Raw genomic sequence first — 20090 nt, 5'->3', positions numbered from 1 at the left:
TTCCATGAGTTTATCTCCAAAGCAAGAACAGTTATTTAAACAAGCCAGCAAACACATTCCAGGTGGTGTGAACTCTCCAGTACGTGCCTTTAATGGCGTTGGAGGAACACCGGTTTTCATTGAGAAGGCCAAAGGTGCATATTTGTGGGATGTAGATGGTAAGCGCTATGTAGATTATGTTGGCTCTTGGGGACCAATGATTTTGGGCCATGCTCATCCGGATATTATTAAGGCTGTGCAAACAGCAGCAGAAGATGGCTTAAGTTTTGGTGCACCAACCGTACACGAAACAACGTTGGCAGATATTATTTGTGAAATCATGCCATCTATTGAATTGGTACGTATGACCAACTCTGGTACAGAAGCGACCATGACTGCTATTCGTTTAGCACGTGGGTATACTGGCCGTGACAAGATCGTGAAGTTTGAAGGTTGTTACCACGGACACTCTGACTCATTGTTAGTAAAAGCAGGTTCTGGTTTATTAACTAAAGGTGAGGGCGAACCAACATCAAAAGGTGTACCAGCTGATTTCGCTAAACACACTTTAACACTGCCATATAACGATATTGCAGCATTAAAAGAATGCTTTGCTAAATTTGGTCATGAAATTGCAGGCGTCATTATTGAACCTGTCGCAGGTAACATGAATATGGTGAAACCAATTGAAGGTTTCTTACAAGCGATTCGTGATGTGTGTGATGAATACAAATCTGTATTTATTATTGACGAAGTAATGACAGGTTTCCGTGTTGCATTGGGCGGAGCTCAGTCAGTTTATAACGTTAAACCTGATTTAACGACTTTGGGTAAAATTATTGGTGCTGGCTTACCAGTTGGTGCATTTGGCGGTAAGCGTGAAATCATGGAGTGCATCGCACCTTTAGGGGGTGTATACCAAGCGGGGACTTTATCTGGTAATCCACTTGCTATGCGCGCTGGTATCGAAATGTTTAAACATTTACGTCAACCGGACTTTTACAACAAATTATCTGCTCAACTTGAAAAGTTACTTGCAGGCTTACAAGCAGCAGCAGATGAAGCGGGTATTCCATTTAAAACTCAGCAAGCTGGCGCAATGTTTGGGCTTTACTTTACTGACCAAGAAGACATCACAAGCTTTGACTCTATGTTGGCATGTGATATTGAAGCTTTCAAAAAGTTCTTCCATGGCATGTTAAAACGTGGCGTAAACTTGGCGCCGTCTGCATTTGAAGCAGGCTTTATTTCATCTGCTCATTCTGATGAAGATATCGAGTTTACCATTCAGGCTGCAAAAGAAACCTTCGCCGAAATGAAGTAAGCAAAAAAGCCCGTTTTAAACGGGCTTTTTAATTTGAGCTATTTTATATTTGTAGAGAACAATGTTTTATCCCTTACCTCGAAAAATCCAGTTAGCCGCAAGTACTTCAAATTGGCCTATTGAATCTACGCAAAGCATATTGCTCCTAGTCGGGCTAGATGATCTTGAAAATATATCTGATTGGGCGCATCAGCCATTAGCCGATCATTTAGAAATACTAAGTAAAAGAGCACAAGCACTCGAAATTCCGGTCATGATGATTCAGTCATCTCAACTTCAACAGGCCATGTTACAGCTTGGGCAGCACTTGTCATCAAACACTCAGGCACAGGTAATTATGGCGGGGAATTTATCACCGCTATTTAAGCAAGTCATGCAGCTTGTTTTATCCATTACCGATTATGTAGCTGTTGTAAATGATGCAATCTTGGCGAGTAGTTTAGAGCAGCATATACAATGGATTGAAAAAATAAGTTTTGACCATATTCAACATATAAACACGCAGACTTTAATGCGCTTATGGTCTTTAAGTGCACCGTCATTACAGGTGTTGTCTGATAAAGGAATTTTATTGGCAGTTGCTGAACAGATAGCGCGACATCCAATGGAAATTCATCCCGAAATAGATTTAAGAAACTATGGTCTAGACGCTTCGGGAGTCAATTATTTGGTGGAATTATGGCGTGCTAATGGTGCGAGCCTAACTGTTGATGAGTTGATGCAAACTCCTACATTGCAACATATTATGCAGTTATTGAAGCGCTAATCGGCTTTAGCCGTAATGTGATTCATAATATTTGCAAATTCTGTCGTTAATTTACCCGAACAGCATTGTAATTCGGACGTAAGCTTTTTATTATTGCCCGCTTGTTTTTCATCTTGCCTTGGGAATACAACTTTGAGTGATTTTCTAAGTGAACATCTGATCTATCGTGATGATGATTTTATGGTGATTCATAAACCTTCGGACATCTTGAGTGTGCCAGGGAAAGGTGATTTACATGACAGCGTTTTGACAAGACTGGTGGCAATTGAACCACGAACTTTGCTCATTCACCGCCTTGACCGTGATACTTCGGGTATTTTGGTTTTTGGGTTATCTAAGCGTGGACAGAGTGCGATTGCACGCCAATTTCAAGACCGTCAAACTTCGAAAATATATGAAGCGCTAGTTGCTGGTCATTTAGAGGGTGAAGGGACAGTGGATATCCCTGTCGTCTATGATCCGAGTCGACCACCTTTACATATTGTCGATGCTTCTCATAACAAACCTGCTTTAACACATTGGCAGGCAATTGAACATTTCCAGATTCAAGGACAACCGGTTACGCGTGTCAAATTAACACCGATTACCGGTCGTTCTCATCAACTCCGTGTACACATGCAATATCTGGGACATCCAATTGTAGGTGATACATTGTATGCAACACCGGAACAATTACTTGTTCCTCGTCTGTGCTTGCATGCTAAACAGTTAAGCTTTAATCATCCTGTCACAGGGGAATCATTAACTTTTAACTGTCCTGTACCGTTTTAATGTAAAAACTTTCAATGAGTAATTTTTGTAGCGAAACAATTTAATTGGTTTTTGCTGCAAAATTTTGCTTTAAAGACTACATAAAAAGATGCAAAAATAAGCTACTTTGCATCGTACAATATGTAGTGCGAACTTGAGAAAAAGGTGGAAAAATTGCAGCAGTATGCTATTGGTCAACGTTGGCTATCAGATACAGAGACTGAGCTCGGTTTAGGCGTTCTTATTGATGTAGATGAAAGATCTGTCAGCATTTTATTCCCCAAAAGTGATGAAACGCGTGTTTATGCACGCAACAATGCACCGCTTTCTCGCATCATCTTTAACACAAATGATGAGGTTCAAGACCAAGAAGGTCAGAAGTGGATTGTTGAGTCGGTTGAAGACCGTCATGGTGTTTTGCGTTATAACGTGGTTCGTACTTTAGAAAATGGCGAGCAAGAACGTAAAGCGCTAAACGAAACACGTATTGGTGCACAAATTCAATTATCAAAACCTTTAGATCGTTTGCTGGCAAGCCAGATTGATTATAAAGAGTGGTATGACCTACGCATTGAAGCAATGCTGATGCAGGCGCAAATGCAAACCAGCCCATTACGCGGCTTGGTTGGGGCGCGTGTAGGTTTAATTCCGCATCAGCTCTATATTGCACATGAAGTCGGTAAACGTTTCGCACCACGTGTTTTACTTGCTGATGAAGTAGGTTTAGGTAAAACAATTGAAGCTGGTTTAATTATCCACCAACAGCTTAAAACCGGCCGTTCTGAACGTATCCTGATTTTAGTCCCTGATTCTCTTCAGTATCAGTGGATGATTGAAATGCGACGCCGTTTCAATTTGCAATTTTCTCTGTTTGATTTAACCCGTACTGCATCTATCAAAGAACATGATCCAGAACTTAACCCGTTCTTAACTGAGCAATGTATTATTGCCAGCGTCGACTTGATGGTGGACCATGACGATTTGCGTGAACAAGCATTAGAAGCTGGTTTCGATTTACTCGTCGTCGACGAAGCACATCACTTGATGTGGAGCGAAGAAGAGGGTGGTAACGATCGTTACGACTTGGTTGAAGAGCTTGCTGAAAATACGGCAGGTGTATTGTTGCTTACTGCAACGCCTGAACAGCTGGGTGTGGAAAGTCACTTTGCGCGTTTACGTTTGTTAGATCCGCAGCGCTTTAGTAGTTTAGAGCGTTTCTTAGATGAAGAAGCCCAATATCAGCAAACTGCGCAAGTTGCAGAAGTGCTTATGTCGGATGAGCCTTTAACTCAAGAGCATTTAACTGCTTTAGAAGGTTTGTTGGGGCATTCAATTGAAGACCAACCTGAGCAACGTTTCAGAGCGATTCATGAGTTGTTAGACCGTCACGGCACAGGTCGTATTTTATTCCGTAATACGCGTGAAGCGATTCAAGGCTTCCCTGGCCGTGATTGCCAACCTGCGCCTTTACCTGCGCCAGCAGATTGGTCAAAAGACGGTAAATTACGCGAGCAAATGTGGCCAGAAGAAGCACAAATTGATGGCTCATGGATGCAAAATGATCCGCGTGTACCGTGGTTAATGGAAATTCTACGTAAAGAACTTAAGCATAAAAAAGTTCTTTTAATTGCCCGTAGTGGTCCTGTTGTCGAGTCTTTAGAAAGTGCGCTTCGTTTGCATGCAGGTATTCGTACAGCCATGTTCCATGAAGGTATGAGTTTGCTTGAGCGTGACCAAGCGGCTGCTTACTTTGCAGAAGAAAGCTACGGTGCTCAAATCTTACTTTGTTCAGAAATTGGTTCAGAAGGCCGTAACTTCCAGTTTGCGAGTGATTTAATTTTATTTGATTTGCCTGCAAACCCTGACGTTTTAGAACAACGTATTGGTCGTTTAGACCGTATTGGTCAAGAAAACCGTATCCAGATTCATGTACCTTACTTAATGGGCACCGCTCAAGAGCGTATGTTCCGTTGGTATAATGAAGCATTAAATATTTTCAGCAATATTTCTCCAACGGCTCAAACGCTACAAGAAAACTTTATTGTTGAATTAAAAGATTGCTTGCTTGCCGACCAAGGTCAAACATTTGAAGATTTACTCGAAGAAGTTAATGTTCAACGCCAAGCTTTAGAAGCAGAGTTACAAGCTGGTCGAGATCGTTTGCTTGAGTACAACTCATGTCGTCCTATCGTTGCACAAGAAATTGTTCAAGCGTTAGAAGACTATGATGACAACACAACGCTACCTATGTTTGTGAAGCGTTTCATGTCTTCAACTAATATTGACTTTGATGAGCAAAGTAACGGTACAGTCATTATTCGTCCAACCGACCAGATGCAAGTGCAAGGTTTGGCATTAGATGAAGAAGGTATGACTGCGACTTTCTATCGTGACCAAGCGCAAATGCGTGAAGATGCTCAGTATCTGACTTTAGAACATCCATTTATTGAAAGTGTCATGGAAATGATCCGTACACAATCATTTGGTAGTACCAATGTTGCTGTGCTTAAGTCCAATGCATTAAAGCAAGGTTCGGTTTTACTTGAAGTCTGGTTTAAAGTTGATGTGGTGGCACCAAAATCCTTGAACTTGCCATCAAGCTTACCAAAACAACTTATTCGCGTATTGTTAAGTGAAAATGGTCAGGACTTATCTGAAAAGATTGATCCAACCATTTTAAAACCGTATTTGCATCACTTAGATGGCAATAGCTGCCGCCAAGTGGTTAAAGCCCGCCGTGAAGTGATTGAAGAGCGTTATAAACAAGCGCTTGATATTGCTAAAGAAGGTTTACCTCAGCTTCAACAGCAAGCAAAAGAGCATTATGGTAATAAATGGCAATATGAGATTGATCGTTTAACTTACTTAAAACAGTTCAACCCGAGCATTCGCCAAGATGAAATTGAGCGCTTACAGAAGTTGCAAAAAGAAGGTTTAAGCTTGCTTGAGGGCTTAACTGTAACGCCTGAAGCGATTCAAGTGCTTGTAGTAGTTAAACCATAAGCAATGAGTAATAAAAAAGCGCCACACAGGCGCTTTTTTTTATTGAGTAAATTTAAGTTAAATCAATCTGGCATCTTTTAATTCTAGTTTTAAATAAGCATAGAAAATCGGTGCTGCAATTAAGCCACTTAAGCCAAAGATTGACTCGAAAATTAACATGGCCAATAAAATTTCCCATGCATTGGCATTAATTTTATGACCAATAATTTTGGCATTAATAAAGTATTCCAACTTGTGAACTAATACGAGGTAGAGTAGCGCAACACCTGCTAGACCGAGTGAAATTGTAAGAGCCGCAATAAAAGTTAAAGTATTTGAAATTAAATTCCCTAAAATTGGAATTAAGCCAAACATAAAGGTAAGAATGGTTAAGGTTTTGGCGAAAGGTAGGTGAACACCCCAGATCGGCAATAGTACAAAAGCAAATAATATAAAGAGCAGCGTATTAATCGCTGAAATTTTAATTTGTGCAAAAACTACATTTCTAAAAGAAATTGATAATTTTTGAATACGTTGGATCAGTAAGGATTTGAAAACAGGTTGGGGTGTACGTCGGTGAAAGCCGTGAATAGCAACCAATATACCGATAATAAGACCCATCACCATAGTCACTAGATTATGCAAAATATCGGAACTGGCATTTTTTAATGTAGTCACGTTATCTTTCATAAACGCGAATATTTCATCTTTCAGTTCTGTAACGCTATCTGGAATATAGCCCGGTAAATATTTCCCAATCTCCGCTTGTAAGTGCAGTAGTGTTTGGTCGACTTTACCGTTAATACTATGTAAACCGACTCCTTTTAAATCATAAACTACAAAGCTAATTAAACTTGTAATGAAAAAGGCAAGAAGAGAAATAGTAATAATACTTAATAAAATACTAATAAAAATGCGGGCTCTTTGACCATCAATATAACGTTCAACAATAGAGCTTAAACTAATAATAATTTCATAAATGAGAAAGCCTGCAAAAAAACTTGCTAAGAGATGCAAGGGGATAACCGAAAGCAAAAAAATGCCCATCAGAATATAGCTTGCAATCAGGCTTTGACGATTACTCAAACTTTGCATGTGAATCCCTGAATAACGTGGGGAAGTATCGATATGTATTGCTAGAATTATTTACTTATACTCTTGCATCTAAGCTGCTTCAATCTATGGTTTATATTTTTATTAATCAGCAGGCACAGGTGTATAAAAAATGGCTTGTAAAATCACAAACCATTTTATGTGGAATCTATCTTATTTTTGCTTCGTCTAGATGACGGGCACCTTCTAAAATCATTCTGATCATAATCATTGTTTGTTCTGCGACTTCCGCACGCTGATCAATAGGAAGGTCAATCACTTTGGCACCCATGTGAAACACAAGTTGTGTAATTGCTTTTGCAACAAGTTCAGGGTGGTATAGATGATTGTTATTGAGGCGTTCTAAGCGAATTAAGTCTTCTTGTAGCTCTTGCTGAAAGAAGTTGAGCTGTCGATCTACAGCAGCTTTATAAGAAGCGGAACCTGTAAAACCTTCTCGCAACAATAAACTTAAATTACCTTCATCAGCATCCAGCTGTTGCAGAAAAATTTCTACAGAACTACGAATAATGCTGTCTTGCAAAGATGCACGAAGGCGTGCTTGACGAATAATTTTACGTAATACGATACCGGCACGGTCAATGAGTGAAATAGCTAATTCATCAATGTCTTTAAAGTGACGATAAAAACTGTTTGGGGCAATACCAGCTTCTCGAGCAACTTCTCGTAAGCTGAGTGAGGCAATACTTTTTTGTGGACCAATCAGGTTAAGAGCTGCCTGAAAAAGTTCTTCTTTCGTAATCGTCGCTTTTCTTCCAACAGAACGCGTTACTGTTTTTATTTCAATGACATCTTGTGACGAGGCTGTGTCATTTGGGCTCTGAGAAAGTGAGGTTTGGGTCATGTTTTTCAATATATTCTTAAACTGTCTGGATTATAGCGTTAGACAGGGAACTTGTGAAATTGTAATTAAAAGTACGAGTGTATATACAAATATATATACATGTGTATAATAATTAAAAAAGAGCGACAGAGCCCTCAGTTATGCAAGCAATCGAAAAGAGAAATTCTCTATTCAATTCATTAACACAAGCTGTATTTGACAAAAATATGGCGAACTTCTGGCTACAAAAAATAAATCCTTTATGGTCTGTGCAGCATGGACTAGTTCAAATTGTAAAAAAAGAATTCGTAGCTCATGACACTGTGAGCCTGACATTAAAATGCAACCGCTTAGTGAAAATGGGCGCGGCAGGTCAACATCATCCAGTGATTGTTGAAATTGCGGGCCGTCGCTATGAACGTACTTATAGCTTGACGCAAATTGATGCAGAGCACTTACGTTTAACAGTTAAAAAAGTTGCTGATGGTATTGTCAGTAACTGGTTTATTGCAGAAAGCAAAATTGGTGATGTTTTTGAGCTTGGGCAGCCTTATGGTGACATGCAACAAAACATCCAGACACCGAAATTAATTATGTTGGCTGCTGGTAGTGGTATTACACCAATGTTGAGCTTAATCACAGCAATTAAGCAAAGCCAACAGTTAGAAAAAACGCAGGTTCAACTTTTATATTGGGTCAAACAGCGTTCTGATGCTGCTTTTACAGAGTACTTTGAACAAGTGGCTGAACAAAACCCAAACTTTAGCTATCAGGTGTTTTACACACAAGAAACGCCAAATGATGAACGTTTAAATGCCGAACACCTTGCACTAGTTGATGGTATTGAAAACAGCACAGTTTATGCATGTGGTCCATCGGGTTTTGTTTCAACTGTTGAACAGCTTTTTGAAAAAGCACCAACTGTACTTACAGAAGCATTTAGTTTAACTAATGAAAGTTCTGCGGATGACATTGGTTATGTGAATGTCACATTAACCCAGTCTAATAAAGTGATTGCAATTCCTAAAGGCCAATCCATTTTGGTCAGCCTTGAGCATGAAGGCCTTAAGCCGACACATGGCTGTCGTATGGGAATTTGTAATAAATGTGTTTGTAGTAAAACGCAAGGTTCTACACGTAATTTACTAAACGGTAGCCAAAATACGGAACCAAGCCAATTACTTAAAATTTGTGTGAACTCAGCACAATCCGATCTAGTTATTGATCTTTAAGAGAGAACTCTTATGAATATGCCAGTGAAAGTCGAATATTTTAAAAATCCTAAAAATCGAGATTTGACTCCAGCAGAACTTGAAGCATTTGCAAAAGAGCTTGATCAGATCAAACAAGAAGTATTGGATGATTTGGGTGAAAAAGACGCTAAATATATCCGCCGTGTCTATGCTGCTATTCGTTATAGTAGCTTTTTAGGCCGAGCTTGTTTATTTGCAGGTTGGTTCCCGCCAGCGTGGATTTTAGGTACGGGTTTATTAGGTTTCTCTAAAATTATGGAGAACATGGAGCTCGGCCATAATGTTATGCACGGTCAATATGACTGGATGAATGACCCGAAATTTAATGGTCAAACTTATGAATGGGACACTGTAGGTACCTCTGATAACTGGCGTCAAACCCATAACTATAAACATCATACTTATACCAATATTAAAGGTATTGATGATGACATTGGTTATGGCTTACTTCGCTTATTCCCTGAGCAACGTTGGAAGCCAGGGTTCTTGTTGCAACCGATTTATAGTATTCCATTTTGCTTATTGTTCCAGTGGGGCGTAGCAATTCAGAATCTTGAAATTGGGCGTGTACTTTACAAGCGTAAGACTAAGGCACAATTTTTAGAAGAGTTAAAACCAGTTAATAAAAAGATTGGCAAGCAACTCTTTAAAGATTATGTTTTCTTCCCACTTATTGCAGGGCCGGCAGCACTACCAGTATTTACAGGTAACTTGGTCGCAAATGGTCTTCGTAATATCTGGACCTTTAGTATTATTTTCTGTGGTCATTTCACGAAAGATGCAGAAGTGTTTCCAAAATCTGTTTTACAAGAAGAAAGCCGTGGACATTGGTATATGCGCCAAATCCGTGGTTCTTCTAACTTAACAGGTTCAGAAGCATTCCATATTTTGTCTGGTCACTTAAGTCATCAAATTGAACATCACTTATTCCCAGATATTCCTGCTCGTCGTTATCGCCAAATGGCTCCAAAAGTTGAGGCGGTTTGTAAGAAATATGGCTTGAACTATAACAATGCCAGCTTTGTTAAGCAGTTTGGACAAGTGGTTGGGCGTATTGTGAAATATGCGTTCCCATTTAAAAAATAATATTTTGTTCTTATAACATTGTACGCACTTCTGATTTTTCAGAAGTGCGTTTTTTTTGACTTAGCACTAATATGAAGGAATTATTGAATTATTATTAAATATGCCCCATTGTTCAAACTGTTTTATAGAGAGCGAGGTTTGCTCTGTAATATCATTTTCATTCAATTGATTTGCATTAAAAATAACATGGGGAGGATGCCAGATTAAACCACATCTGCGTGCAGTGGCTTTTAAAGGAGCCATGAGTTCATCTAGAGTAAAGCCATTTTGCCCCAGTTTTTGATATGCCGAACTTAAATTGCCAACCGTAATATGCAAATAAAGTGGTTTGCCTTCAATATGCTGGCCTTCCTGTTCATAAAAAAGATAAAACATCCGCGTTAAGACGGCATCCATCCAAGCTTTAAAAATAGGTGGAACTGAATACCAATAGATAGGAAACTGCAAAATAATGTGCGAAGCAGAAATCAGGCGTTGAGCTTCAATCGCACCATCGTTCATTATATCTAAAGATCCGTTATACAGCTTTTGAATGTCAACAATATCAATTTTGTCCTGATCCTGTAATGTTGCAACCAAAGCGCGATTAACCTTAGATTGGCTCAAATCGGGATGAAAAACTAATAAAAGTGGTTTATTCATAATATATCTCCTTAATTTCTATGATGATTAATCACATGCGATAAATAATATTCACATCATAAAAAAAGCAGCCCTATAATAAAATTGACTAATTTAATTGAGCAGATGAAAGAATTTTGATGAACAAACAGATTTCTTGGGATGATCAGAAATTCTTTTTAGTGGTTTTAGAAGAAGGGAGTTTCTCAGCAGCAGCTCGTAAATTGGGCGTTACACAACCCACTGTTCGAACACGTATTGAGCATCTTGAACATCAGTTGGGAACTGTTTTGTTCAGCCGTTCTGTTCATGGTTTGAAGCCAACGGAACACGCTTTGGCCCTTGAAGTCCCTACGCGAGCAATGCAACGTGCTTCTGACTATTTTATGCGGACAGCAAGTGCTCCGTTAAACGTAATTGCAGGCAGTGTCCGAGTGAGCGTATCGGATTTTCTGGGAACAATGGTTCTACCTCAATTACTTTCAAAGTTCCGCTTACTGTATCCCGAAGTTAATATTGAATTATCCCTAAACAATTCTTCTGCCAACTTACTTGAGCAAGAGGCTGATCTGGCAATCAGAATGTATCCACCAGTTCAAGAGGCACTTGTGGCTAAAAAGATAGGTGAGGTGCCATTGGGGCTCTATGCTCATCGAGATTATATACAGCGTAAAGGTAATCCCACTTGTCTAGAAGATTTAAGACAACATGATTTGATTGGTCCAGATCGTAATCTTCTTGAAAGAGAAATGATAAGGATGCTTTTACCTGAGCTTAAAAATGAACAATTCAAGATACGCACCGATAGCCATCCTGCTCAGTTTTCAGCAGTAAAGGCTGCGTTAGGAATAGGTTTTATTCAGTGTCCTATAGCAAATCAATGCCAAGAGCTTATACAAGTGATTCCAGACCTAGAAGTTCATCGATATGACCTATGGCTCGTAATCCATGAAGATTTTAGACAAATTCCGAAAATCAGAACGCTTTTTGATTATTTGGCTCAAGCTTTGGGAAATTATTTAGTTGGGAAAATTTAGAGAAGTAGCAAGACTTAAATATAAAAAGCTCATGAAGCTTTATTAAATAAATAATATTGCTGATCAGATATAGAAAAGGGTCCAAGTAATCATATGATTGGACCCGGAAAATTACTTTTATTTAAACTGGATTGAACCGTTTGCATTTACAGTAATTTTAGATTCACCAGCAGCCATGTCTTGAGCTGGTGCCGCTTCAGTAGCAGCGAACTTAGCTAAGCTGGCACGCATTACAGGTTGAGGAAAATAGTTATTCGTGTTCAGGTTTAGAGTGACCAAAGAATATTGGCTTTTATTCCATGCCTGAGTCAGCATTTGAGCACGCTGTTGAAAGTTTTTAGATGCTTCTACCATCAATTCATTCTCAACTTTTTTACGTTGCTCATCTGAAACGCTAAAATTAATGGATTGAGTTTGAAAGCTTTGTTGTAACTCATTAATTAATTGGCTAGCAGCTTTGAAATCTTTACTTTCTAAACGAATTTCCGCGCGGCCACGCCATTCTTTTAATTTATTACTGTCATTGTCATAAATTGGATAAGTGCTTTGGGCACCAGTTTCCACTTTCACTTGTGGGTATTTACGCGAAGTCGCGAGTGCTTGGTTCATTAACTGGTTAATTTGGTTTGAAAGTTCTGCAGGCTGCTTATTGCTTTTTTCAATATATAAAGTTGCATGCATTTCATCGTTTGAAACTTGGCGAGAAGCTTCTGCTTGAACATTTACAATATTGTAGTGAAGGGCATTATCATCTTGGGCAAAAACCATAGGGCTGAGTACCGTACCAAGGAGAAGAGTAGATATTGCTAAAGTACGCATAAATTTATCCTTTAAAAATTAATATAAATTTAATTTTTTTCATTAAGAAATGTTAAACATAAGTTATGCATAACTTTTGCAGATTTTGTGGGGTATTTGTAATATTGAAATCAAGTTTTTTAATTTCTGGTAAGAATAAAATTCTTTAAAAATAAAAAACTTAGAATTAAAGTGTTTCAATGTAACTTAAAAAATCACACGAATATAAAAAAAGAATATTTTCTTTAGGTTGTCACATAGTATGATGATAATTCATCATAACTATTGGGATAATACAATTTTTCAATAAGATTAGATGAGTAAAGTACACAAAAGACGTTTTTTTTCTTGCAAAATTAGGTATCATCGCGCTCCTAGTTACAAGATATAAAATATGTGTCTTCGCTAGTTCTATAAAGCACCGAGTCAAAGGACCAAAAGTCACCAGACTTATTTCTTTCTACCCTTATCAGAGATGGTAATCCGATATGAGCGTTACTTCTGTCAACCCTGCCACTAATGCTACCAACGAATATTATTTGACTCGCCAAAGTCAAATGGAATCGAATGTTCGTAGCTATCCACGTAAATTACCGTTAGCGATAGCGAAAGCACAAGGTTGCTGGGTTACTGATGTTGAAGGTACACAGTACCTTGATTGTTTAGCTGGGGCAGGTACATTGGCTTTAGGTCATAATCATCCTGCGGTGATTCAAAGTATTCAAGACACATTGGCAAGTGGTTTGCCATTGCATACTTTAGACTTAACCACACCTTTAAAAGATGCGTTTACTGAAGCGTTGTTAGCATATTTACCAGGTGGTAAAGAAGAATATTGCTTACAGTTCTGTGGTCCTTCTGGTGCAGATGCGACTGAGGCAGCAATTAAACTTGCTAAAACTTACACTGGCCGTAGCTCAGTGATCAGTTTCTCTGGTGGTTACCATGGTATGACTCATGGTTCACTTGCAATGACTGGTAACTTAAGTGCAAAAAATGCAGTGAATGGCTTAATGCCAGGCGTACAATTCATGCCATATCCGCATGAATATCGCTGCCCACTTGGTCTAGGTGGTGAAGCTGGTGTTGACGCTTTAACTTACTATTTCGAAAACTTTATTGAAGATGTTGAAAGCGGTGTAACTAAGCCTGCTGCTGTTATTCTTGAAGCAATTCAAGGTGAAGGCGGTGTTGTTACAGCTCCAGTAAAATGGTTGCAAAAAATCCGTGAAGTGACTGAAAAGCACAACATCGTTTTAATTTTAGACGAAGTTCAAGCAGGCTTTGCTCGTTCAGGCAAAATGTTTGCATTTGAACATGCCGGTATTGAACCTGATGTCGTTGTAATGTCTAAAGCAGTAGGTGGTGGTTTACCACTTGCAGTATTAGGTATTAAGCGTAAATTTGATGCTTGGCAGCCTGCTGGTCACACTGGTACTTTCCGTGGTAACCAACTTGCTATGGGTACAGGTCTTGTTGTATTAGAAACGATCAAGGAACAAAACCTTGCTCAAAATGCACAAGAGCGTGGTGAATTCTTACAAGCTGAATTGAAAAAATTAGCTACTGAATTCCCATGTATCGGTAACGTACGTGGCCGCGGTTTAATGATTGGTGTTGAAATCGTTGACGAGCGTAAACCTGCTGACCGTATCGGTTCTCACCCTGCTGACTCTCAGTTAGCGGCTGCGATCCAGACTGCTTGCTTTAACAACAATTTATTGCTTGAAAAAGGTGGTCGTAACGGTACAGTAATTCGTTTACTTTGCCCACTCATCATTACTCAAGAAGAGTGTGTAGAAGTAATTGCTCGCTTTAAGAAAGCAGTTGCAGAAGCATTGGTTGCAGTGCGAGGCGCGTAAGTATGGTGGATTTTGCAGAACATCGTAAAGCGTTACTCTGCAATGATGCACAATCCATTGCTGACTATGAGTCAGCAATGGGCGAAGCGGTAAAAGCCGTTTCAGCATGGTTGCAAAATGAAAAAATGTACACAGGCGGTAGCATTAAAGAGTTGCGTTCAGCAATTTCTTTCCAACCTTCAAAAGAAGGTATGGGTGTACAACAATCTCTTCAACGTATGATTGAGCTTTTCTTGAATAAAAGCTTGAAAGTACACCATCCACACTCATTAGCACATTTACACTGCCCAACCATGGTGATGAGCCAGATCGCGGAAGTGTTAATCAATGCAACTAACCAGTCTATGGACTCATGGGATCAAAGCCCGGCAGGTTCATTAATGGAAGTTCAGCTTATTGATTGGTTGCGTCAAAAAGTAGGTTATGGTTCTGGTCAGGCTGGTGTTTTCACTTCTGGCGGTACTCAATCTAACTTGATGGGTGTGTTACTTGCTCGTGACTGGTGCATTGCGAAAAACTGGAAAGACGAAAATGGTAACCCATGGTCTGTACAGCGTGATGGTATTCCAGCTGAAGCAATGAAAAACGTCAAAGTCATTTGTTCTGAAAATGCTCACTTCTCTGTGCAAAAGAACATGGCAATGATGGGTATGGGCTTCCAGTCAGTTGTAACTGTTCCTGTGAATGAAAATGCACAGATGGATGTTGATGCTCTTGAAAAAACAATGGCGCATCTTCAAGCTGAAGGTAAAGTTGTTGCTTGTGTCGTTGCGACAGCGGGTACAACTGATGCTGGTGCAATTGATCCATTGAAAAAAATCCGTGAAATTACTAATAAGTATGGTTCATGGATGCATATCGATGCTGCGTGGGGCGGTGCACTGATCTTGTCAAATCACTATCGTGCAATGCTTGATGGTATTGAGCTGTCTGATTCGATCACTCTCGACTTCCATAAGCATTATTTCCAAAGCATCAGCTGTGGCGCGTTCTTGTTAAAAGATGAAGCGAACTATCGTTTCATGCATTATGAAGCTGAGTACTTGAACTCTGCTTATGATGAAGAGCATGGCGTACCTAACCTTGTGTCTAAATCATTACAAACGACTCGTCGTTTTGATGCTTTAAAATTGTGGATGACCATTGAATCACTCGGCGAAGAGCTATATGGTTCAATGATTGACCATGGTGTAAAACTGACTCGTGAAGTTGCAGATTACATCAAGGCAACTGAAGGTTTAGAGCTTTTAGTTGAACCACAATTTGCTTCGGTATTGTTCCGTGTTGTTCCGGAAGGTTACCCAGTTGAGTTTATCGATAGCTTGAACCAAAACGTAGCAGATGAATTGTTTGCACGTGGTGAAGCAAATATTGGTGTAACAAAAGTTGGTAATGTACAGTCATTGAAGATGACAACATTAAGCCCTGTAGTAACTGTCGACAACGTTAAGAACCTTTTAGCTCAAGTATTGGCTGAAGCTGAACGCATTAAAGATGCGATTGCTTCTGGTAACTACGTACCACCAATCGACTAATTGAGTTGATACCCCAAAAAGCTCGGTTTATTGCCGGGCTTTTTTATTACATATTATTTTTATTAAAAGTGTGTATCAGAAGAAGGGTATATGCACAAAACATGCATATTTTCAAAAAACAAAAATAATTATGCATGATTTATGGTGAGCAAATTTCTTATTGTATTGGTATGTTCCCGATTTTTTGGCCGCATTGATATATCAATACGGCACTTGCTTTAAACCATACTACATAAAGTAAGAAGTCGTAATTACAATTAAGACAAGGAAGAAGAAATGCAACAAGCGAATATGCTTAATGAATTTAAACTTATTATTGGCGGTCAACTTTGTTCAGGTGAACAAGGTGAACTGGAAATTATTAATCCTGCTACAGGCTTAACTGGTGCACGTTGTGCAAAAGCATCAGTTGCACAAGTGAATCAAGCTGTTAGTGCAGCTAAACAGGCTTCTAAAGCTTGGCAGCTTGTCTCGCATGATGAGCGTAAATCAATTTTAAACAAGATTGCAGACGGTATTGAAAAGCATGCTGAAATGCTTGCAGAGCTGGTGGTGCTTGAACAAGGTAAACCACTAGCACTGGCACAAATGGAAGTGCAAGGTGCAATTGGCTGGACGCGTTATGCGGCTTCTATGGATTTACCGGTAGAAGTAATTGAAGACAGTGAAACTAAGCGTATTGAGCGCCATCGCCAACCATTGGGTGTAGTGGCTTCAATTACGCCATGGAACTGGCCACTCATGATTGCAGTTTGGCATATCATGCCTGCTTTACGTGCAGGTAACGTTGTCATTAGCAAACCTTCTGAATACACACCATTATCGACTTTACGTTTATGTGAAATCATTCAGCAAGAAGTTCCAGCAGGTGTAATCTCAATTATGGTTGGTGCTGGTGAGATTGGTGAAGCATTATCTTCTCATCCAGATGTGCAAAAAGTCGTGTTTACGGGATCAACTCGAACAGGGCAGCACATTATGGCTGGTGCAGCTCAGCAGCTAAAACACTTAACTTTAGAGCTTGGTGGTAATGATGCCGGTATTGTATTACCAGATGCAAATATCGATGAAATTGCTGTTAAGATTTTTAATATGGCGTTCTTGAATGCTGGTCAAACATGTGCGGCGTTAAAGCGTTTATATGTGCATGAAAGCCAATATGAAGCCTTATCTCAAAAGTTAGCTGATATTGCCAACGCTCAAGTTGTGGGGGATGGTATGGCATCTTCTACAACATTTGGACCAGTACAAAACCAGATGCAATATAACAAAGTGAAAGCTCTTATTGCTGAAGCGATTGCACAAGGTGCAAAAGCACTTTCTGGACAACAACAGCTACCAGAGCAGGGCTATTTTATTGCACCAACTATTTTGACTGAAGTTTCTGATTCTTGCCGTGTGGTGCAAGAAGAGCAATTTGGTCCAGTGTTACCTGTTTTAAAATATACCGATATCAACGATGCTATTGCTCGTGCCAATGACAGTGAGTTTGGTTTGGGCGGTTCAATTTGGTCTTCTGATCTTAAAACCGCACAGACCTACGCTACACAGCTTCAATGTGGAACGGTCTGGATTAATACCCATGCAGAAGTACTGCCTCATGCACCTTTCGGCGGCTGGAAAATGTCTGGCTTAGGCGCTGAGTTTGGTTTGGAAGGTTTGCTTGAAAATACGATTGGACAAACGGTCCATATTAGTAAAGTCTAAATATTAATTTTAAGGCGGATTTAGTATCCGCCTTTTTATTTTCACTTTTAAGAGTGAAAAGCTGAGTTATTTTATTGAGAGTGATGATAGCTCATGCTTTTAGGCTTGATTAAAAAATGATTCTGTTCTTTAATTTTTTTCAGAACAATGTAAGACTTTATGTGCCCTATAAAATTATAAGAAAGCAATCTTTCAGTCACAAATTGAGAAAGCTGTTCTAAATTTTCAGCAACGACTTTTAAAATAAAATCAGCATCACCACTAATTGAAAAAGCATCCTGAATGTTATCTTCAGCTTCAATCAGCTCTTGGAAAGCTTGCTGTGATTTCGCCTCGTGTGTTCTTAAGTTTATGTGAATCATCGCTGTAACTTCCAGCCCTAGCGCCTGTTGCTGGATACGTGCTGTATAACCGAGGATCACGCCTTTTTGTTCAAGCAATTGACGTCGTCTTGAACATTGAGAAGCAGATAAACCGATTAAATCTCCAATTTCCTGATTGGTGAGTCGTCCATTCTTTTGTAGTGCCTGAATGATTTGCCAGTCGAACTTATCCATTGCATAAAATCCTTTTATGATACACAAATTATGTATTTTTATTAAAATGCGTTTTCATTATGCACGAAATCTAAAAGATAGATGAAATATTATTTTTCTATGGAATAAAAATTGGTCTCAAAGGATATAGAGCAATGTTCATAGAAATTGGTGAATTTTTAAATCTTCGTCTAAAACAAATGGGTATCCAACATCTTTTTGGTGTACCTGGTGATTTTAACCTCTCATATCTAGAACAAGTTGAAGCAGACCCACAACTCGAATTTATTGGAAATTGTAATGAATTAAATGCTGCCTATGCAGCAGACGGTTATGCACGAATTAACGGTTTTTCTGCCTTGGCAACCACTTATGGTGTAGGTGACTTAAGTGCCATTAATGGTATTGCAGGTGCCTATGCAGAAAATGTACCTCTTATTCATATCTCAGGTATTCCACCTTTACATGCAGTTCAAAAGGGCACTCTCATACACCATACGTTAGTTGATGGTAACTACGACAATATTATGAACTGCATGAAAGAGTTCACAGTTGCCCAAACTCGTTTAACTCCTGCAAATGCAGCTTCTGAAATTGACCGTGTATTGCGTCAGTGTTTCCTTGAACGCCGTCCTGTACATATCCAACTACCTGGTGATATTACTCACGTTAAGATTGAAGTGTCTGAGCGTCCGCTTGACCTAAGCTATCCAGCTGTTGAACCTGAATTATTACAAAGTGTGGTAAGCAAACTTTGTGACATTATTGAGAATGCTCAAAGTCCAGCGCTTTTAATTGATAATGAAGCCTCAGTTTTTGGTGTAACTTCACTTTTAAATGATTTGTCTCAGAAATGCTCAATTCCATTTGCAGGTATGAATACTGCAAAAAATATTATGGATGAAGGCTCACCTCGTTACATCGGAACTTATGTGGGTGGGGCAAGCCAACCGCATGTGAAAAATATCATTGAACAATCTGACTGTTTAATTGGTGTTGGCGCGCGCTTTACCGATGTAGGCTCAGCTGTATTTACGCATCAAATTGAGACCAAGAACTACATCGAAATTAAATCTTATGGCTTGAATATTTTTGGTCAGGATTTTCCGGGTATTGAAATTGGACAATTACTTGTCGAGCTAAATAAAAAAGTTGCGCCACGTAAATCGTCAATACCTCTTCTTGAAAAACAACCTCAGAAATTAATTGAAGCGCCAGCTCAACAGAAGCTTAGCCAAGATGTGCTTTGGAACTACATTTCAGGGTTCTTAAAAGAAGATGATGTGATTATTGGTGAAGTAGGAACATCAAACTCTGCATTGTCAGGTATCAAACTTCCTGCCACAGCTAAATATATTGCTCAACCGCTTTGGGGTTCTATTGGTTATACCTTGCCAGCTTTGCTTGGTAGTTTGTTAGCTGCTCCTGAGCGTCGTCAAATTTTGTTTATTGGTGACGGTTCGTTCCAGCTTACGGTACAAGAACTCTCTACGATTATCCGCCATGGTTTAAAACCAATTATTTTCTTGTTGAACAATGGCGGCTACACCATTGAACGTTTAATTATGGGTGAAAACGCTGCCTATAACGACGTGCAAAACTGGAAATACACTGAAATCCCAGCAGTATTTAACGGTAAGAAAGGCCATACAACTTATGTAGTTGAAACCGCCGGGCAGCTAAAGAGCGTTTTAGACAACGTTCAGCAAAATGACCAGTTAACCTTTATTGAATTGAAACTACCAGCAATGGATGCACCGGTGAGTTTGAAAAAATTTGCTTCTGTGATTGCACGTTTTGACTACGGTGATCGCGGCTACGAAATTTTAAAGGAGCGTTCCCAACCAGTTAAATGTAAGGATGCAATCTCTTTTTAAATAGAAGATAGGACACGTCTTCTCAAAAATTAAATGGACTC

The 20090-nt window shown here is 39.3% G+C and carries 16 protein-coding genes; 11 read left to right on the top strand and 5 right to left on the bottom strand.

From position 1 onward, the window contains the following. The first annotated feature begins 4 nt into the window (after positions 1–4). From hemL to rapA, 4 genes are all read left to right on the top strand, one after another. Positions 5–1303 (top strand): glutamate-1-semialdehyde 2,1-aminomutase, encoded by a 1299-nt coding sequence (gene hemL, locus GO593_RS01460; RefSeq protein ID WP_000059225.1) that lies wholly within the window; start codon positions 5–7, stop codon positions 1301–1303. A 61-nt stretch (positions 1304–1364) separates the two neighbouring features. Further along, entirely contained in the window at positions 1365–2069 is a 705-nt protein-coding gene (locus tag GO593_RS01455; RefSeq protein WP_000499853.1) for an isochorismatase, read from the top strand. A 132-nt stretch (positions 2070–2201) separates the two neighbouring features. Beyond that, entirely contained in the window at positions 2202–2840 is a 639-nt protein-coding gene (locus GO593_RS01450) for an RluA family pseudouridine synthase (RefSeq protein WP_001279315.1), read from the top strand. Positions 2841–2984: 144 nt separating this feature from the next. After that, a complete protein-coding gene (gene rapA / locus GO593_RS01445) occupies positions 2985–5822 on the top strand; it encodes an RNA polymerase-associated protein RapA (protein ID WP_000413579.1) in 2838 nt (945 codons plus the stop codon). A 57-nt stretch (positions 5823–5879) separates the two neighbouring features. Here rapA and GO593_RS01440 read toward each other — a convergent pair whose 3' ends face one another. After that, complete coding sequence (locus GO593_RS01440) at positions 5880–6896, bottom strand: AI-2E family transporter (RefSeq protein WP_001191208.1); 1017 nt, start codon at positions 6894–6896, stop codon at positions 5880–5882. 166 nt (positions 6897–7062) lie between these two features. Beyond that, positions 7063–7758 carry an HTH-type transcriptional repressor FabR gene (gene fabR / locus GO593_RS01435; RefSeq protein WP_000195199.1) on the bottom strand — a complete coding sequence of 232 codons (696 nt, stop codon included), beginning with the start codon at positions 7756–7758 and terminating at the stop codon, positions 7063–7065. 140 nt (positions 7759–7898) lie between these two features. Between fabR and GO593_RS01430 the strand changes: the two genes are divergently transcribed. Together GO593_RS01430 and GO593_RS01425 are read left to right on the top strand one after the other, a co-directional pair. Further along, complete coding sequence (locus tag GO593_RS01430; RefSeq protein WP_001147894.1) at positions 7899–8969, top strand: ferredoxin reductase; 1071 nt, start codon at positions 7899–7901, stop codon at positions 8967–8969. Between the two features lie 12 nt (positions 8970–8981). Further along, complete coding sequence (locus GO593_RS01425) at positions 8982–10076, top strand: fatty acid desaturase family protein (protein WP_001057073.1); 1095 nt, start codon at positions 8982–8984, stop codon at positions 10074–10076. Between the two features lie 66 nt (positions 10077–10142). On the opposite strand, the gene GO593_RS01420 is transcribed toward GO593_RS01425, so the two are convergent. Then, positions 10143–10718 carry an NAD(P)H-dependent oxidoreductase gene (locus GO593_RS01420; RefSeq protein ID WP_001039791.1) on the bottom strand — a complete coding sequence of 192 codons (576 nt, stop codon included), beginning with the start codon at positions 10716–10718 and terminating at the stop codon, positions 10143–10145. A 119-nt stretch (positions 10719–10837) separates the two neighbouring features. Between GO593_RS01420 and GO593_RS01415 the strand changes: the two genes are divergently transcribed. After that, positions 10838–11734 (top strand): LysR family transcriptional regulator, encoded by an 897-nt coding sequence (locus tag GO593_RS01415; RefSeq protein WP_001041371.1) that lies wholly within the window; start codon positions 10838–10840, stop codon positions 11732–11734. 117 nt (positions 11735–11851) lie between these two features. Here the strand turns inward: GO593_RS01415 and GO593_RS01410 are convergent, their stop codons facing one another. After that, on the bottom strand, positions 11852–12553 hold the full coding sequence (locus GO593_RS01410; protein ID WP_001259425.1) for an SIMPL domain-containing protein: 702 nt from the start codon (positions 12551–12553) through the stop codon (positions 11852–11854). A 467-nt stretch (positions 12554–13020) separates the two neighbouring features. Here GO593_RS01410 and GO593_RS01405 point away from each other — a divergent pair, with 467 nt between their 5' ends. From GO593_RS01405 to GO593_RS01395, 3 genes are all read left to right on the top strand, one after another. After that, positions 13021–14394 carry a diaminobutyrate--2-oxoglutarate transaminase gene (locus GO593_RS01405; protein WP_000117542.1) on the top strand — a complete coding sequence of 458 codons (1374 nt, stop codon included), beginning with the start codon at positions 13021–13023 and terminating at the stop codon, positions 14392–14394. Positions 14395–14396: 2 nt separating this feature from the next. Further along, on the top strand, positions 14397–15929 hold the full coding sequence (locus tag GO593_RS01400; protein WP_000227391.1) for a pyridoxal phosphate-dependent decarboxylase family protein: 1533 nt from the start codon (positions 14397–14399) through the stop codon (positions 15927–15929). A 276-nt stretch (positions 15930–16205) separates the two neighbouring features. Continuing rightward, positions 16206–17636 (top strand): aldehyde dehydrogenase family protein, encoded by a 1431-nt coding sequence (locus GO593_RS01395; RefSeq protein WP_001183493.1) that lies wholly within the window; start codon positions 16206–16208, stop codon positions 17634–17636. A 71-nt stretch (positions 17637–17707) separates the two neighbouring features. Here GO593_RS01395 and GO593_RS01390 read toward each other — a convergent pair whose 3' ends face one another. After that, positions 17708–18193 (bottom strand): Lrp/AsnC family transcriptional regulator, encoded by a 486-nt coding sequence (locus GO593_RS01390; RefSeq protein ID WP_000357090.1) that lies wholly within the window; start codon positions 18191–18193, stop codon positions 17708–17710. Between the two features lie 134 nt (positions 18194–18327). Here GO593_RS01390 and GO593_RS01385 point away from each other — a divergent pair, with 134 nt between their 5' ends. Then, positions 18328–20049: an alpha-keto acid decarboxylase family protein gene (locus GO593_RS01385; RefSeq protein ID WP_000469454.1), complete on the top strand. Its 1722-nt coding sequence runs from the start codon at positions 18328–18330 to the stop codon at positions 20047–20049. Positions 20050–20090: the final 41 nt, after the last annotated feature.

Source organism: Acinetobacter baumannii, from assembly GCF_009759685.1.
In the GTDB taxonomy this organism is placed as follows: Bacteria; Pseudomonadota; Gammaproteobacteria; order Pseudomonadales; family Moraxellaceae; genus Acinetobacter; species Acinetobacter baumannii.
This window is presented reverse-complemented; position numbering and strand designations above follow the sequence as displayed.